Here is a 16,876-nt window from a genome sequence, read left to right as displayed (position 1 = left end):
GATAACATGAAGGTTTTTTTAAGTGTCTACTTAAAGGGGATAATACCAGTTCATGTGTAAGCCGACTGGCTTTTTGTATTGGTTCACTCACGCATTCTTATTCAAATCAGGCTTACATTTCTGCTTTGGCGTTGCCTGTGGAGTTAACTCCTCTTAACACCCGCAGAGATAACAGGAAACAGATCGCCAGAACAACAGCTGCTGAAACATAAGGATAGTTGATATTCACATCAAACAATGCTCCCGCTACAATTGGACCTGCGATATTCCCCAAACTTGTGTAGGCTGAGTTCAAGCCGGCCACAAAGCCTTGCTGTTCTTCCGCCAGTTTGGACATCTGCGTACTGATTGCCGGACGCAATATATCCATGCCAAGGAAAACGATAAACGTTACGACAAGAATCATCCAGTAGGTGTTCACAAACAAGGTTAACAGTACAAATACAGCTACAAAAAGCAAGCAGACCGAAATGACTTTTTTCTCACCAAACCGGTTTAACAGCCAGCCAATCAGTGAGACCTGCACCACGGCTCCCGCAATGGAACCAAATGTAATAATGAATGCAATATCCTTGGTGGTGAAGCCAAATTTGTGATCCACAAACAGCGAAAAGACCGTCTCATAGTTCGCCAGACCAAACGCCATGACAAATACGATAATCAAACTGAAAAAGTAAGGCTCCCGGTACGAATGCAGCAACTGTGAAACCATGCCCGGGCTTTTGACCTTCGGTGCACCCGCAGCGGGTTTGGTTTGCTCTCCGGTAATTCTGGTCGATTCCGGCAAAATAATCAACGTAATGATGGATGCCAGCAAACCCGCAATACCTGCGGCATAGAAAGGAATCCGAATACCGAAGTCAGCGATATATCCGCCGATCCCCGGACCAATGATAAATCCTGTAGTAATTGCCGCATTGATTAATCCCATGCCTTTACCGCGTTCTTCTTCTGTCGTAATATCTGCGGTATATGCCATAACTGCCGGGAAGATCATAGCTGCACCGATTCCCCCAAGCATCCGGGCTGCGAAGAGCAGCGATGGTGCATTCACAGCACCAAACATAAACTCCGATACAGCAAAGATTAACATACCGCCAACAATAATTTTTTTACGTCCCAAGATGTCAGACCAACGGCCCGCAACTGGAGAAAACAGAAACTGCGTGAAGGAGAATGCTGCTACCAGCAAACCAACCGTGAACCCGGTGATATGCAGTAGATCCATGTACGCAGGCATAATAGGTACCACAAGACCTATACCTGTAAAAACGAGAAAAATATTAAACATTAACAGCAGCAATGCGCCCCTGTTCCGTGTAAGTAATGCCATGATTCCATCCTCCGTAGTTGTCAAAATGTTGCCTTAAGCTTAAGCTTTATCTTTTGCTATTCCATACAAGAATACGCTAGCCGCTTGGCGGTACAAGGCAAGAGCCTGTTCTGGCTCCATTCCGCGCGACAGTTGACTAAGTCCAATAATGGTACTTTCCAGAATGAGAGCAAGATTGTCAGCGTTGTCCGCCTTGAACTCTCCGCTCTCTATCCCCTGTTCCACCAATTGTTTGTTAAATTGAATATGCCGCTCAAACATCAAAGCTATTCGTTCTTCAATATCATTTTCTTTCTTTTCCCCCGTAAAGAACTCATCTGCAGCCTTGGTTAGCGGGTGATTCATATCGTCGAGGATTAATTGTTCTGCCAAGCCGTAGATCTTCTCCGTAGAAGTATGATACAGATGTTCCTTGGCCGCCCAATTTTCTTCCCATTCCCGATCCCACTCATCAATCAGATACAGAAAGAGGCCTTCCTTACTTTTAAAATGGTAATAGATATTGCCTTTACTGCTGCCTGTCGCAGTCACAATATCTTCAATGGAAGTTGCTTTATACCCTTTTTGCACAAAAAGAGCTCTTGAGGCATCCGCAAGTTTCTTCTTGGTCTGCTCGGTTTGAATTTGCTTTTTATTCATACTCATACATTTCACTCCACCTCTTGCATACTGAACGTTCGTTCTGTATTTTAACAGAACCATCAAACTTAAGCAATCAAAAAGGGAGAATCGGCTTGGCGCCCATTCTCCCTCCACAGCTTTATTTTACTTTTTTCCCTTGGCCATGAAGTATTTTCAGTTGTCCATTTTCATAACCGACTTGATACGTAACCTTATATTTCGTGGTGACCAATTCACCATCTTTTCGTTCATCCGCTGTAATAACCGCAGTGACCTCTATTTCATCATTTGACTTATCCGAGGACGAAACTTCGGCGATGGTAACATAACTGGTGTTGATGTAACCTTCACGGAACTTGGCATAACTTATACCGCTCTGCCACTCACTGCCAAGCAAGGCATAGGCGGTAACATAGTCATTCAGATTCAGGTTCATATAAAATTCGGTCACCAGACCCTCCGCTTCCAAAGAAGCTGAGTCTGCTCCCGCTCCCTGACTGCCACTCGTCTGAACCGCCGTTTTAGACGATGATGGTTTCTCAGACCAAGCCTGGACCTGCTTCAATACGCTGGTGATCGGAATGCTGAACCCGATCCCGCCTTCCTGTTCCACAACGGCTGAATTAATGCCCAATACTTCACCGGTGTCCGCACTGATCAGTGGGCCACCACTGTTACCGTGTGTAATGGGTGCCGAGATTTGATACAGATTACTGTAGATGTAAGGGGCAATTTCGAAGCTTCGGCCAACACCGCTGATAATGCCTGTAGTTACGGTATTCTCCAGACCTAGCGGACTGCCCAGCGCGAGAATCTCATCTCCTGTCTCCGCTTTGGATTTGGCGATAGGCAGCGGTTTAACTTTTTTCAGATCTGGCACCCTGACGACAGCGATATCTGTCTCTTCTCCAATCCCGATAACGGTTCCCTTATACTCCTCATGATTCAGGGTTCGAATCGTTACTTCCTTCGAGCCCTCCACCACGTGGGCATTGGTTACCACATCCCCTTGATCATTGTAGAGAAAACCGGAACCCAGTCCACTGCTGCTCTCAATCGTAACCACTTTCTTCTGACTCTCTTCAATAATCTGTTTACGTGTTTTCTTCACGGTTGTCTGGGAGGACGGTTTAGACGCTGTAGTTGCCGTTTCCTTCGTAGTGACAACAGCCAGTCTTGGTCCATCCTGCAGTTGATCTGCTGAATACTGATGAATCCAGAACACCCCTCCTGCTCCTGCTCCAATAATGATTGCACTGGATATAATCGTACTCCATGTTCGTTTGGCCATTCCAACCTGTCCTCCTATTCCAGATACCACGTTGCGTTCACTACAGAAACTTCAGCTTCCTCGTACACACCGTAATAATACGTTTCAAAAAATCCCTGATCCCCTACATCAAGCCAGCTTGGGTACACATCCGCATAGGTTTGACCGAGATATGCCCCGTCTGAGCTGTAGATGTCCAACATAACCGTCACGGAAGAGATAGGCCGAGTGGCATTATTCACGATTGAGCCGCTAATATACAGGTCGCCATACATATCAAGCGTCGCTTCTACGTCTACAATGCTCACCGCTGCTGTGCGGTTTTTCAGGTCTTCTTCTGCCGCTTGTTGCTCAGCAAGTTGAATTCGTTCAGCTTCTGCTTTTTCAAAAGCCTTCTTCTCACTCAGCACCCGTTCGCGATATGCTGTCAGTTTGTCATCCTCGGGCGCGTAGGATAGCCCCTGATCAACGGTTTGCAATGCAGCCGTAAAATCCTTTTTCTTCACTTGCTGTTCAGCTTGCTTATAGCTAAGTCCAGCCAGCTTGTCGATGATTTGTTTCTGAACCGCCTCTGCTTCCTTGCCTTTCAATTTCGATACCGTGTCCAATTTCTCAGCAAGTGCCTGTACGGTTGTCAAACTATCGATTTCTTTCTTTACCTTCAGGACAGCCAGTGTCACCTTGTTGTTGTTTAGAGTCGTACGTACCTTGGCAAATACCGGTTCTTCTCGCTCTTTCAACACTTTCGCTACAGCCTGAAGTGTCTTGTCACCAGCAGCAAGTTTCCCCGTTTTCAAACTTGTCGCAGCTTCGTTCAGCTGATTCATCAGATTGAAGGCTTTGGCTGTAATTTGGCGATCCTTCACAAGGCCATCAACATTGGGCCGTTTCGCAAGAGCCGAATCCAGAAGTTGAAGCGCCTCTTGATATTTACCATCTAAGGCAGCCTGCTCCGCCTGTTGATGCAGTGATTTTACCTCCGCATTGATCCCTATCTCCTGTTTGTAATAATAAGTCAACAAGGCCCCCATCACCGCTGCCAGAAGCAGTGGAATAATCCAGCTAAATGCTTGGCCTTGTGCCGTATTGCTCTGCTTCGGTGCAGACTGCTGCTGTCTGGATAACTGATCTAGTGCTTTTCCTGTTCCACTTTCCAGACCAACCGCTGTTTCTGCCCAAATCTGTTCATCTGTAGAGCTTGAATCTTTTAATTTCGTTCTACACTTTCTACATGTGCTGTCCCCTGGATTGCTTTTGGTCCCACATACGTGACAATACACCCTGATCCCTCCATCAAAAAGAACGTATGTATCCTATGCTATTTTTACACGAATCGACACTTATCATATAGTAAAAAGGTAAATTACACCATATATTTATTGGGATAAAATGAACGCAAAAAGTGCCTCCCTGTTAATAGGAAGGCACTGACTAACTAATGTATTCTATTCTTGCGTAGGAAAGCTACTTAGATCCATATAGGAAACTTCCCACAGATGATCATCTAGATCCTGAAAACTCCATCCATACATAAACCCATGATCTTGAGGATCATTATACGGCTTGGCGCCAGCATCCAGAGCAGCTTGTACAATCAGATCGACCTGTTCACGACTCTCCACCGTCAAGGCTACGATGACTTCAGCCGTGTCCGCCGCATTGGATATTTTTTTCGAAATAAACGATTGAAACCGATCCTCCACCAGCAGCATCGCATAGATGTTGTCTCCAATGATCATGCAAGTCGCAGACTCGTCTGTAAAGTTCGCATTGAACTCAAACCCTACTTTGGTAAAAAAATCAACGGACCTCTTCAAATCCTTAACGGGCAAATTAACAAAAATTTGCTCAGCGCGAACAGTCACCATCGATCACCTCAATCTAATAGAATGGATTTCACCTCAAAATAACATCTCGCGTATACGCTGTCAATTCATTATAATAACGATATTCCAAACTGTGAGGTGACACGGATGTCGTTCCGAATCGTTCGAAGTAATTAGTCGTCGGGCTGGGTCAAAACGCGTACCAGCTAACATGGGATACGTCTGCCCTTTTGAGTCTGTTCGGCATCTAAACGTAACGATTTTGCACAACATCTGTCTAGAATCAAGAACTCACATTGGAGGAATCATATCATGAAGAAAAAGATGGACTATACTTCTTTTTACGAACATATTGGGCGATTGAATGGCTGGGACTTCAGCTCCCTGAAAGTGACTTCAGAGGGCATCGAATGGAATTTCTACGAGGAAGTTACACACTGCACCGAACCGTCTGATCTTTTGCTTGATATTGGCACAGGCGGGGGAGAAGCTGTTCTTTCCATCGCGGGTGCCGCACTGTTATTGGTTGGAATCGACCTTTCCCGGGGAATGATTGAGACTGCCCAGCGTAATCTCAAGGCATCTGGTTCCCGTTCGAATGTTCGTTTTGTGCATATGAATGCAGAGCAACTGACATTTCCGGATCAATTCTTTAATGTCGTGTCCTCCAGACACTCCGACTTCTGCGCTACAGAAGTATTCAGGGTATTGGCCGATGGCGGTGTATTCCTTACCCAACAAGTCAGTGAAAATGATAAATATAACCTCTCAAAGGCTTTTGACCGTGGACAATTGCTGGGCGTTCAGCCTGGCACATTAATGGAACGATACAAACGTGAACTTCGAGAAGCCGGTTTTCGTGACATCGATGCACACGAATATAATGCAACAGAGTATTACTCCACGCCTGATGATCTACTTTTCCTACTGACCCATGCACCGATCATTCCCGGTTTTGGAGAGAAGGAATCCGACTTAGTGCGTTTCCAACAGTTTGTTGAGCAAAATCGCTGCGATAAAGGGATTCGAACGAACTCGGCACGTTTTATGCTGACTGCTCGGAAATAAATCTTATAACATAAAGGCAAACATAGAGCCCAGCCCCATTTTCATAACATAAATGGAGGCTGGGCTCTTCACATACTAAAAGATACATCATAAATAGCAATCCAATTACTGTGTTACTCCCTTTTTCTCCAGGAAAGGCTTTAATTTGTCCAAAACATAATGACTGCCGCCTCGTCCGTTCACTTGTTCAATGACCGCGGCTATAAGGAAGGATGGTGATTCGGTATCAAACACCACGACAAAACCGTTCTCCTGTCCTTTCTCCCCCTTCTTGGCCTTCAGCTCGGCAGTTCCTGTCTTAGCCGCCAGTCCTTCAGGAAGTGAGTTCAAGGAATGAGCCGTTCCTCCCGATCGGGTCACGACCTGGCCCAAAGCATCCTTCACCGTATTTGCAACTTCAGGCGTAATCACAACTTCCGGCTCAGTGGTTTCCTTTTCCTCTATCAGTACGGGCTTCACCATTTTTCCTTCATTAATAAAAGGGGTGAAGGAGGACGCCAGATGGATTGGCGACATCAACATTTCTCCCTGTCCATAGGACGTGTCAGCGAGCAGCACCTCAGATGAAAGATCGAGATGAGCCTCGTTTGCATACTGACTTGATTTCAAATACAGTTCATCCAGTCCAAAGTTGTCTCCAAATCCGAACTTCTGGATGCCATCTATGAACTTGGTGCTGCCCATCTCAACAGCTTCCTTCGCAAAATAAATATTGTCCGAGTAGACCAGCGCATCAACCATGTTCACCGGGGATACACTTTTCACACGTTTCACATAGTAACCGCCCCAGCTCTCATCCTTGCGCCATTGCAGACCAGAGATATCATGCGATTTGTCCGCTGTGGTAACCTTCTCCATCAGACCTGCCGCTGCCGTAATGGCTTTGAAGGTTGAACCTGGTGCATAACGATTCGTAAACCTATTGATAAAAGGAAGCTTCTCATCTGCTGAATAGGCATCCCACTCTGCCTGCGTCAGTCCTGTAACCATCTTGTTCGGATTATAGGCGGGCGCACTTGCCAGTGCCAGCAAATTACCATCCGTTGGATTCATCAGCACCATTGCTCCGGCGTCACCACCACTCGATAGTGTCTTATACAACTTGCGCTGCTGCTCGGAGCTGATCGTCAGTTGAATATTCTGTCCATCCACTGCATCCTTGCGAATAAGCTCAGAGCGAGTGTTTCCAGATTCATCGGTGATCTCGATCAGGCCACCTCGTTCGCCGCGAAGCTGTTTCTCCAAGGATTGCTCCAGTCCGGCTTTGCCAATCCAATCTTCCGCACGATAATAGCCTTCCGTATCTTTCTCCAAGTCTTCCTTGGTGGCCTTGCGCACATAACCGATTAAATGAGCCGCAGCCTCACCAAGAGGGTAATATCGTATTTCCTTGGATTGAACTTGCACACCAGCCAGCGCTGTAGGCACCCGGGAGTCTTCTGTTGAAGCAATCGGGACAAAATATTCTGGTTTCACCCATTTCTGTGCAAGCGCGGTGTTGATCAAAGCTTCTGTTACTTTGTAGTGCTCCGCGATCCGGGCGATCATCGATTCCGGGTTTTCTCCCAGCTTCTCAGGTATGATGCCCCATTCATATATATTTCCCTTTGTTGCGAGGGGCAGTCCTTCACGATCAACAATGTCTCCACGTTCCGGAAAAAGGGTTCTCACCCGAACTTTGCTTCCCTTGGCCATGTCAGTCAGAATCATGGATGGCTTCCAGTTGATCCGCCAGACTTTTCCACCTTCCTCAAGCTCTTCACGCACCAGTTTCAGTGTATGTGTCTCGTCCACTTCCCCCAGGAAAGTTGTTAACTGCAGACTGTAGTCCACTTCATAAGCATCCGGATTTTGGCTTTTATTTTCATCACCCGTGCCGTCCGATGCCTCTTCGATTACTTTCGGTTTCAATTCTGCTTTAATCGCAGAAACCTCCATACCCGAATAGATTACGTTGTATTTCTCCACAAATTGCTCACGGTTCATACCGGACTCTTTCAATGAAGCAGGCGTCATCAAGGTATACAATTGATCAAATTCTTTCTTTTGCAAATGCTCTATGTACTGATTAGCGGTTACCTCAGGCTTTACTTCCTCTGTTTTGCTATTCTGCATGTATAAGTACATTCCGATTCCACCGGCAAATAAGATGGGAAGCAGTCCATAAATAATTTTACGTTTCGATTTCATGATCATATCACCTCTAATATACACTATAGATTTCCAGCCTCAATTAAACAATGGAACAAATCTGACGAATTTATCATTAAAAATAGCCGAAAGCTCACATAATATGTTTAAATAAGGAGAGTGAGATTACAGTAAAGGAGCCCGATGATGGAAATCAGCTATTTTTTACTCCCCAAAGCCGAAGTGGCCTATATCAAGTCTTCCGCTTCCATGAAAGATGCGATCGAGCAGCTTGAATTGCAGCATTATACCGCCATTCCCGTGATTGACCAGGATGGAAAATATGTTGCCACCCTGTCCGAAGGCGATTTGTTATGGAAAATGCGGAGCACTCCTGGACTGACATTTGAGACGATGGATCAGGTCCAAGTGCATGAGATCGACAACCGTGTATATAATGAATGTGTCTTTATTAAGGCAGAAATGGAGGATATGCTGACGCTGGCAGCAGATCAAAACTTTGTGCCTGTGGTGGATGTCGACCGTGTCTTCCTCGGTATTATCCGTCGCAAAGATATTATTGAGTATTATACGCGCAACATCTCTGACTAATTTGAAATGAATATATGCCTTTTGCTGATCACGATGGCAGAAGACTGAAACAGAAAAATCAGAAATGACGAGTCCTTGGGGCGATGTCATTAAGTTACTTAACTTAATGACATTAAAACCTTGGGCTCGTCATTTTTGTGTTTTCAGATAACATCCAAGTCCCACTTTCATTTATGCGAAAAAAATAAATAAACATATTGCGCAAATTTCGACAAATAACTACAATAATTATTATGATACGACAAAATTAACCATCAAAAATTGAACCGATGGTTCTATATTTTGCGAGGTCCTATCTCTTTTTTCAGAATTTGTTCAGAATCGTTTAGTACAATGATCACATTCTTTTTATCCAATAGGCGGCACTACACAGAAAATCAGGAAGAGGTATTCACTTGAACTACTTAAGTACACGCAACAAGATACTTGTCACAGCTACTGTGATTATGTCTTGTATTTACGTCATTTGGCGTACATTTTTCACCATTCCTTTCGGACATGGCCCTCTCGCCGTAACCGCAGGTCTTGCCCTCCTCATTGTCGAACTTATAGGTATGTTCGAACTCGCCGTCCATTTTTACAATATGACCCGGCTCGAATATCCCGAACTTCCCGTTGTTGACGAAGCCTTATATCCGGATGTGGATGTATTTATCGCAACTTATAATGAACCCACTTCGCTTCTGTTCAAAACGATTAATGGCTGTCTGAATATGGATTATCCTGATCGCTCCAAAGTACATATCCATCTGTGTGATGACTCCAATCGTCCAGAAATGAGGGAACTGGCTGCTCATCTGGGCATCAACTACCTTACGCGAACGGAGCATATACACGCCAAGGCGGGTAACCTGAACAATGCCATGAAGCATACTTCTTCCCCGCTAATCGTCACCTTTGATGCAGACATGATTCCAAAACATGATTTTCTGACGTCGTGCGTTCCCTATTTTTTGACCGGAGAAAAAATTGGTTTTGTGCAGACACCACAGAGCTTCTATAATCCGGATCAGTTCCAGTACAATCTGTACTCCGAGAACCGGATACCGAATGAACAGGACTATTTCTATCGGGACGTACAGGTGGGACGTAACAAATCCAACTCCGTCATCTATGGAGGAACAAATACTGTACTCTCCAGACAGGCACTGGAAGATGTCGGCGGTTTCTATACCGGTTCCATTACAGAGGATTTTGCCACTGGTATTGAAATGCAGAGCAAAGGGTATCGCTGCTTCGCTACCAATAAAGTACTGGCCTCGGGACTTGCTCCCGGTGATCTGAAAAGTCTGATCAAACAGCGTCAGCGCTGGGCGCGTGGTTGTATCCAGACAGGTAAAAAAATGAACCTTCTCTTCAAAAAGGGACTTAGTTTTGCGCAAAAACTGAACTACATCTCATCCATTACCTACTGGTACTCCGGTTTAAAACGACTGCTGTACATCATGTCACCCATACTGTTTGCCGTGTTCGGCGTTCTAGTTGTGAAATGTACCATTCTGGAGATTCTCGTGTTCTGGTTGCCGATGTATCTGTTGACCAACACCTGTCTGCGGATGTTATCCGGCAATATTAGAACCACCAAATGGACCAATGTATATGAGACCATTTTGTTCCCTTCCCTTCTGCCTGCCGTCATTCTGGAAACTCTGGGCATCACGATGAACAAATTCGTCGTTACCCGCAAAGACGGCGCTCAAAATGATGATCGGAACTATCAGATTAAACAGATGATTCCTCATCTGATTCTGGCGGTACTGTCCATTATCGGAATCGTGAATTGTATCCATTGGACATTTAGCCAGGGAACGATTGGTTTCCTCGTTGTGCTGTACTGGTTATTGATTAATTTCTACAACATCATGATGTCGATCTTCTTCCTGGCTGGACGCAAAGTGTTCCGCAATCATGAGCGCTCAACGGCTGCTGTGGATTGCACGCTCACAACGGAAGGGGAGGTCATCTCCTGCATCACCAACGATCTCTCGGAAGGCGGCATTTCCGTTATACTGGATACACCGAAGTACATTCCAAGTGATATGGAGATTGGCATTAAACTGGTGAATGATCGATATTCAAGCGAGTTTACTGGTAAGGTGGCACATGTCGCTTCGATCGGGAACCGCTGGAAATATGCTTTTACGGTTACGGATATCACGGAACAAGAGCAGCGCCAGCTGCTGCATATCATCTATGATCGCGAACCTACGCTGCCTCAGAAGCTGGACAAGGATATCAGTACATTTGAAGACATTCGCCTGAATTTTGTACGTAGAGGTCAGAGTGAATTCATGTCCAACCGGAAGCTGGCACGAATTGCGCTAAATCGCGAATTGCCAACGGCAGATCATGGAACCGTGACATTGCTGGATTTCAACTATGAATTCGTCTTGGTGGAGGTGGAGCCTCATGATTTGGCCAATGAGATCCAACTTCCGCTTGGCGAAGACATCTCACTGGAATGCATGTGGGTGCAGTCCCTGCGTAACAAACGAGGCAATCTGTACCGTGTGACCAATATTCGTGATGTTGCTCGCAACCATCAGATGCCAACCTTGGAAGCTCTGCTAAAACAGTGGAATAAGGAACATGTCCAGTTGGGTAAAACAGGCCCTGTATCCCAGGGCAAGAACAACATCTCTTCAGACGAACTGAACGAGATGGCTTATCTATAGAGGGGAGGCAAAAAATCAATCATGATCAAGAAGTGGAAACAACTTACACTTGTCGCCAGTCTTGTTGTGTTGTGGAACGTGTATCCCATTCAGGCTGTTCAGGCAGAGCAGCTTAAGGTGAAGGGGAGTACACTCCATGAATGGAACAATGGAGCCAAAGTAGACGCCAGCGTTGATAACCAAGGCAGTATCCAAATTAAGACCTCCACTCAGGGGCTCAAAAAAGGATACTATTCGGCCTACGTCTATGAGCTGCAGAATCGAGACTGGTCAGGCTATGGGGCTTTGACCTTCTCCATCCGCAATGAATCGGACCGAAAGTTGCCTCTTAATATCGTACTGACCCGAGCGGATAAAACCTCCCTTACTGTGTCTGATGACCGAAACGTCATCGTAGTCGAGAAATCAACCGGACAGGCTGAACTGGTCCGCCCGATATCCGGCCTGATTGCATTGGAACCGGGATTTGTCGGACAGATCCGCATCCCCTTTTCCAGCCTAATGGTCCAGGACAAGGCCAGCACGGCAGGTCAGGTGAACTTGGGTAAAGTCATTGGCTGGGGCATTACAACCACAACTCCCGAAAACACCAAACTGAGCTTCCGCATCGGCAACATCAAGCCGTTGTCCAAAAAGCAAGCTGTGGTGGAGAACGGGCTCACCACCATACAAATGACTGGTGACGAACGTGTGGTAAAACCTGTAGCCGGAGAATCCATTGCCCAATACAGTGTTGAATTCTCCTCAGAAGAAAAACCCGAAGTAACATTCCAGCTCGACACCCCCGTGCAGGGAGTATCCATTACACCGTATGGACTGCTGACACTTCATACCGATGTCGCTGCTGAGCAGACCACCATACATGCACTTGTGAATAATAAATGGAATCTGACAAAGACCATCATGCTGGATCGCTCTTCGGCCATGAATGTTCAGGAGAACGACGGGACGCCACGTTCTATTCCTGACCCATCCGAAGTTACCAAGGTGCTCAACCCTGCGGACCCACTGATAAAAACATCGGTGGGATGGTTTATTCGACTCTTGTTAACTGCTGCCGGAATCCATGGACTCGTCCTCTACTGGATGTGGAGAAGACAACGGAATACTCAGGGTACCAGAAAGCGACGGTCCCGGAATGATCGACAAGCACGGCGTCCTTTTCGCATGTGAACGACCCTTGCAGACCAACTCGCATCTTGAGATGCGGGTGTCTGTCTGTTTTACTTGAGCCTGTTGCATCAATAGATACAACGTGCTCTCTTATATGATCCTCAAGGAGGAAAGGCAGTGCTCTTTTCCAGTGTAATCTTTCTATTTTATTTTCTGCCGCTTGTGCTGGGGCTGTATTACATACTGAGATTCTCGGTTACGGCCAAAAACATGCTGCTGCTGGTTGCCAGTCTATTCTTCTATGCATGGGGTGAACCGTGGTTTGTCCTCATCATGCTGGCCTCCATCTGTTTCAACTATATCTTCGCCCTGCTTGTGAACAAGTTCAGAGAACGACGGAATGCCGCTTACACCATCATTACGTTGATGCTTATCGTCAATCTGGGTATGCTGTTTGTCTTCAAATACATGGCTTTTGCACTTCGTATTGTGAATGAGAATACAAGCTTTGGATTAAATATTCCGAATATCGCGTTACCGCTAGGGATCTCGTTCTTCACCTTCCACGGAATTTCCTATGTCATCGATGTGTATCGCGGACATGGTGCTGTGCAGAAAAACCTCTTCTATGTGGCGTTGTATATCTCCTTCTTCCCTCAGCTCATTGCCGGACCGATTCTGCGCTATAACACAATTGCAGACCAGATGGTCAACCGTAAGGAAAGTTGGGACAAGTTCGCACTCGGCTGCTGCCGCTTCATTGTGGGTCTGGGTAAAAAGGTGCTGTTATCCAACAGCATGGCGATTGTCGCAGATCACATCTTTAGCATGGGTGGCACCTCGGATATTCCGGCAAGTCTGGCATGGCTTGGAGCCATCGCCTATACGTTGCAGATTTATTTTGATTTCTCAGGATACTCCGATATGGCCATTGGTCTAGCCCTCATGTTCGGGTTCAAGTTCGAAGAGAACTTCAGATATCCGTATATCTCTCGCTCCATCACTGAATTTTGGCGTCGCTGGCATATCTCGCTCGGCACCTGGTTCAAAGAATATGTCTATTTCCCACTCGGGGGATCACGTGTCACCAACAAGGATAAAATGATTCGCAATCTGCTCATCGTCTGGGGACTGACTGGCGTGTGGCATGGCGCGGAGTGGACATTTGTCGTCTGGGGATTAATTAACTTCGCATTCATTGCATTGGAGAAAATCTCTAACTTTGATAAAGGTACCCGCTTCAACCCGCTGCGGCATCTCTATGCGATGTTTATTGTGGTCATCGGGTGGGTGATCTTCCGTTCACCGGATCTGCTTCAAGCTGGCAACTATCTGGGCAATATGTTCGGACTGTACGGCAATGGATTCTGGAGTGATACAACCTGGATGTTCCTGAGAGAGTACGCACTCTTCTTCATCCTCGGTATTGTGTTCTGCATGCCAATTGCCACACGAATGAACAAACTGATGGTGGACGGCGCACGTTTCAGCAAACCATTGGAACTGGTGTACCCGGTCACAATCATCGTTTTATTTCTGGTCTGTGTATCGTATCTGGTCAAAGGTACATACAATCCGTTTATTTATTTCAATTTCTGAGAGAAGGCACAAGCATGCACAACTTTTTTGCCAAAAAGAGAATCACGGCTTTCCTCTTCATTCTCGTGCTCGTGACATTCTCTGTTCTGAACATTATTCAATCCTTCGGGCCGATCCAAAAGACGCTGGCCTCAGCGGACTATCATTATTCTGAAGCCAAAGAACTGATTCACGAACTGGATGACGACATTAATGAACATGTCTTCGATAAGTTCGGCTTCGTGGAAGCGTACGGATATATGCAGTCACTCATGTGGAAGAACGAGGAGAACAACTTCGAGGTCGTAAAAGACATGGAGGGAAAACTGCACTATACCTACTTCGCGACAGAGCCGACAGATACGAAAGATCTGTCCGATCAGGTTGCTGCACTGGGAGCTCATTTGGCCCCAAAAACGAAGCTAACCTATGTAATGACACCCGACAAATACGTACGTGGTTATACCCAGTTCCCGGAAGGCATTCCTTACAATTATAACAACGAAACAGCCGATGGCTTTCTCGCCAATCTCAAGCAGGATGGCATCGATACGGTGGATCTGCGCGAAGGTCTGTTGGAAAGTGGTATTCCGGCAAAGGATCTCTTTTTCACCACGGATCACCACTGGAAAATCAAGACCGCGTTCTGGGCCTTTGGCCAGCTCGTGAATCATCTGGACGGCATGTACGATAAGCCGCTGGACCCGGATCATTATTTCACCGACTTAAATAACTATAATGTGGTTCCGTATCAGGATATTTTCATTGGATCACAGGGGCGAAAAGCCGGGAAATACTTTGCGGGTGACGATGACTTTGACCTGATTTATCCGAAGTTCAAAACGGACTATTCCTTCTACTTCAAGACCGGCGAGACGGAAGCTACATTGAACGGTCGCTTTGAGGACGCTCTGCTCACGACCTATCCCCTGAATGTGCAAGGAGCTACCTATGATCTAACCGCTGACAAGTACTTTACGTACCTCTACGGAAATCAGGGAATCGTTCATGTGGTGAACAAAGACAAGCCCAACGGACTCAAGGTAATGTTCATCAAGGACTCTCTCGCAGTGCCAATGATCTCCTTCCTGTCGACCGTCGTGTCTGAGATTTACCTGATTGATCCACGGTATTATACGGGAGACATCGTGGATTTCGCCAGCAAAACCGACCTGGATCACGTCTTTGTGTCCATTTCGCCGCAGGATCTCGTCGATGAATTTTTCCCTTACGGGGCGAAAGATTAACTCGGTGAAGGATCATACTTTACCACTACAGTGGCAGAATAATCTTCCGATCATTGTTATCCCCAGATTTCTTTTATCCCTTTTTTATTAGGGAGGAAATCCTGTTATCGCGTATGCATACGATGCTTGGCAGTTGTTCTACACATCAGATCCTCAAGGTAGAACCTCCGACTTTAGTGTGGAATGAAACGACTCCATAGGGCATTATCAGCGGGCGTTCCTTTAAGGTACATGTTCATGGTAATGCCTTCCCTTTTCATTTCCATCTCATCCACGTCTCAACCACTGCAAATCATCATAATTTTAAGTTCAACAGTTCCTCTAACGGGCTATCTTACCTAACATTGATGTGTACATCGTAAGGAATCTTGTAACGTATAGCTCGGGGTTCAGATTAACTCGGACATGCTCCTCGGCTTCGTGTCTAACAGAAGTTCTAAAAACCTGATTATTCATCCATAACAATGCCTCCGAAACGGCTTCCTCTATATTCCCTCTGCTGTATATTTTTCCGGTTTGATTATGAATAACCAACCTGCGGATTCCGTCTGAATCGGTGGACAACACAGGACAACGACATAACATGGCTTCTGCCACTGCATATCCAAATCCTTCAAGTATAGAGGTGGAACACAGCAAACCCCCGGAGTCACCAATGATACTTAAGTAATCGGCCATATGCTCATGTGGAATGTTTGAATACATTATCAGTTTGGAAGCAATCCCTGTTTCAGCGATAAATTGATCAAATCGGGCTTTCTCTTCTGGATCAGCTAAAGTGTCATCCTGAAAAATCCATAAATACATTTCTGGCTGGCTACGTAGCAACTGCATTCCAATCTGTAGAAACTCCTTCCAATTTTTATTGGCTTGAATTCGCCCAATCCACGCCAGAACAGGATAATTTTTCGGTGGATATGCTGTATATTCGAAGTAAGGAAGACCAACAGGATTATCAAAACAGTAATGCGGCATTGCAGGAAGGTATTCCTTTAGTAACTTCTTTAAATGGGCAGTCTCTGGATACAGCAGGGCATCTGTATACAGACTGATCCGGCCTGCATAGTTAGCAATAACCGCTCTAGCTTCCTCCAGCTCCCCAAGACCCTGCAGTTCGAACACCATCAAACCCTTATAACCAAGAATTCTGATTTGCTCTACCAGGTCAATATCCGAGTTTACTACAATCAAATCAAACTTTTGTGAACATAGTAAATTGGATATATCCTCGTTGCTGTGAATCAGATGAACGGGAAAATCGCGAATATTCCTCCGACCTTCGCCATCATGAGTGTACAGCATATGACATTCAATTCCCCTTGCGTTTAGAGCTGCACATCTTACCCGGTTTAAGGTTTCCATCCCCCCGCTTGGATTAAAGAACGTAAATAATACTTTCATAT

General features: G+C 45.8%; 13 protein-coding genes. 6 read left to right on the top strand and 7 right to left on the bottom strand.

The window, feature by feature from the left end; all coding sequences use genetic code 11:
* Positions 1–112 precede the first annotated feature (112 nt).
* The 5 genes from RS891_RS04495 to RS891_RS04475 all read right to left on the bottom strand — a co-directional run bounded on the left by RS891_RS04495 (position 113) and on the right by RS891_RS04475 (position 5,089).
* Positions 113–1,333: an MFS transporter gene (locus tag RS891_RS04495; protein WP_315794559.1), complete on the bottom strand. Its 1,221-nt coding sequence runs from the start codon at positions 1,331–1,333 to the stop codon at positions 113–115.
* 39 nt (positions 1,334–1,372) lie between these two features.
* Positions 1,373–1,972: a TetR/AcrR family transcriptional regulator gene (locus RS891_RS04490; RefSeq protein WP_113055696.1), complete on the bottom strand. Its 600-nt coding sequence runs from the start codon at positions 1,970–1,972 to the stop codon at positions 1,373–1,375.
* Between the two features lie 121 nt (positions 1,973–2,093).
* The gene (locus RS891_RS04485; RefSeq protein ID WP_113055682.1) at positions 2,094–3,245 is read right to left on the bottom strand and encodes a trypsin-like peptidase domain-containing protein; all 1,152 of its coding nucleotides are present in this window, start codon (positions 3,243–3,245) and stop codon (positions 2,094–2,096) included.
* 14 nt (positions 3,246–3,259) lie between these two features.
* The gene (locus RS891_RS04480; RefSeq protein ID WP_113055681.1) at positions 3,260–4,504 is read right to left on the bottom strand and encodes an FxLYD domain-containing protein; all 1,245 of its coding nucleotides are present in this window, start codon (positions 4,502–4,504) and stop codon (positions 3,260–3,262) included.
* A 165-nt stretch (positions 4,505–4,669) separates the two neighbouring features.
* Positions 4,670–5,089, bottom strand: coding sequence for a VOC family protein (locus RS891_RS04475; protein WP_113055695.1), 420 nt, complete (start codon positions 5,087–5,089; stop codon positions 4,670–4,672).
* Positions 5,090–5,362: 273 nt separating this feature from the next.
* On the opposite strand from RS891_RS04475, the gene RS891_RS04470 reads away from it, so the two are divergent.
* Positions 5,363–6,118, top strand: a complete 756-nt coding sequence (locus RS891_RS04470; RefSeq protein WP_315794558.1) for a class I SAM-dependent methyltransferase — start codon at positions 5,363–5,365, stop codon at positions 6,116–6,118.
* 105 nt (positions 6,119–6,223) lie between these two features.
* Here the strand turns inward: RS891_RS04470 and RS891_RS04465 are convergent, their stop codons facing one another.
* Positions 6,224–8,308 carry a penicillin-binding protein PBP4(5) gene (locus RS891_RS04465; RefSeq protein ID WP_315794557.1) on the bottom strand — a complete coding sequence of 695 codons (2,085 nt, stop codon included), beginning with the start codon at positions 8,306–8,308 and terminating at the stop codon, positions 6,224–6,226.
* A gap of 147 nt (positions 8,309–8,455) precedes the next feature.
* On the opposite strand from RS891_RS04465, the gene RS891_RS04460 reads away from it, so the two are divergent.
* From RS891_RS04460 to RS891_RS04440, 5 genes are all read left to right on the top strand, one after another.
* Positions 8,456–8,860 (top strand): CBS domain-containing protein, encoded by a 405-nt coding sequence (locus RS891_RS04460; protein WP_024631266.1) that lies wholly within the window; start codon positions 8,456–8,458, stop codon positions 8,858–8,860.
* A 395-nt stretch (positions 8,861–9,255) separates the two neighbouring features.
* Complete coding sequence (locus RS891_RS04455) at positions 9,256–11,535, top strand: glycosyltransferase (protein ID WP_113055678.1); 2,280 nt, start codon at positions 9,256–9,258, stop codon at positions 11,533–11,535.
* Between the two features lie 21 nt (positions 11,536–11,556).
* On the top strand, positions 11,557–12,708 hold the full coding sequence (locus tag RS891_RS04450; protein WP_315794556.1) for a hypothetical protein: 1,152 nt from the start codon (positions 11,557–11,559) through the stop codon (positions 12,706–12,708).
* Positions 12,709–12,825: 117 nt separating this feature from the next.
* Positions 12,826–14,247 carry an MBOAT family O-acyltransferase gene (locus RS891_RS04445; protein ID WP_113055676.1) on the top strand — a complete coding sequence of 474 codons (1,422 nt, stop codon included), beginning with the start codon at positions 12,826–12,828 and terminating at the stop codon, positions 14,245–14,247.
* A gap of 14 nt (positions 14,248–14,261) precedes the next feature.
* On the top strand, positions 14,262–15,473 hold the full coding sequence (locus RS891_RS04440) for an alginate O-acetyltransferase AlgX-related protein (RefSeq protein ID WP_315794555.1): 1,212 nt from the start codon (positions 14,262–14,264) through the stop codon (positions 15,471–15,473).
* A 321-nt stretch (positions 15,474–15,794) separates the two neighbouring features.
* Here RS891_RS04440 and RS891_RS04435 read toward each other — a convergent pair whose 3' ends face one another.
* Positions 15,795–16,874 (bottom strand): glycosyltransferase family 4 protein, encoded by a 1,080-nt coding sequence (locus RS891_RS04435; protein WP_315794554.1) that lies wholly within the window; start codon positions 16,872–16,874, stop codon positions 15,795–15,797.
* Positions 16,875–16,876 lie beyond the last annotated feature (2 nt).

Source organism: Paenibacillus sp. BIC5C1 (assembly GCF_032399705.1).
GTDB lineage: Bacteria > Bacillota > Bacilli > Paenibacillales > Paenibacillaceae > Paenibacillus > Paenibacillus taichungensis_A.
The sequence above is the reverse complement of the archived record's forward strand: the minus strand, read 5'-3'. Positions and strand labels throughout refer to the sequence as shown.

What these genes read in the sequence shown, in the direction of transcription:
- RS891_RS04495 (WP_315794559.1), bottom strand. Translation starts at nt 1,333, where the DNA reads ATGGCATTACTTACACGGAACAGGGGCGCATTGCTGCTGTTAATGTTT.
- RS891_RS04490 (WP_113055696.1), bottom strand. Translation starts at nt 1,972, where the DNA reads ATGAATAAAAAGCAAATTCAAACCGAGCAGACCAAGAAGAAACTTGCG.
- RS891_RS04460 (WP_024631266.1), top strand. Translation starts at nt 8,456, where the DNA reads ATGGAAATCAGCTATTTTTTACTCCCCAAAGCCGAAGTGGCCTATATC.
- RS891_RS04450 (WP_315794556.1), top strand. Translation starts at nt 11,557, where the DNA reads ATGATCAAGAAGTGGAAACAACTTACACTTGTCGCCAGTCTTGTTGTG.
- RS891_RS04435 (WP_315794554.1), bottom strand. Translation starts at nt 16,874, where the DNA reads ATGAAAGTATTATTTACGTTCTTTAATCCAAGCGGGGGGATGGAAACC.
- RS891_RS04465 (WP_315794557.1), bottom strand. Translation starts at nt 8,308, where the DNA reads ATGAAATCGAAACGTAAAATTATTTATGGACTGCTTCCCATCTTATTT.
- RS891_RS04440 (WP_315794555.1), top strand. Translation starts at nt 14,262, where the DNA reads ATGCACAACTTTTTTGCCAAAAAGAGAATCACGGCTTTCCTCTTCATT.
- RS891_RS04485 (WP_113055682.1), bottom strand. Translation starts at nt 3,245, where the DNA reads ATGGCCAAACGAACATGGAGTACGATTATATCCAGTGCAATCATTATT.
- RS891_RS04470 (WP_315794558.1), top strand. Translation starts at nt 5,363, where the DNA reads ATGAAGAAAAAGATGGACTATACTTCTTTTTACGAACATATTGGGCGA.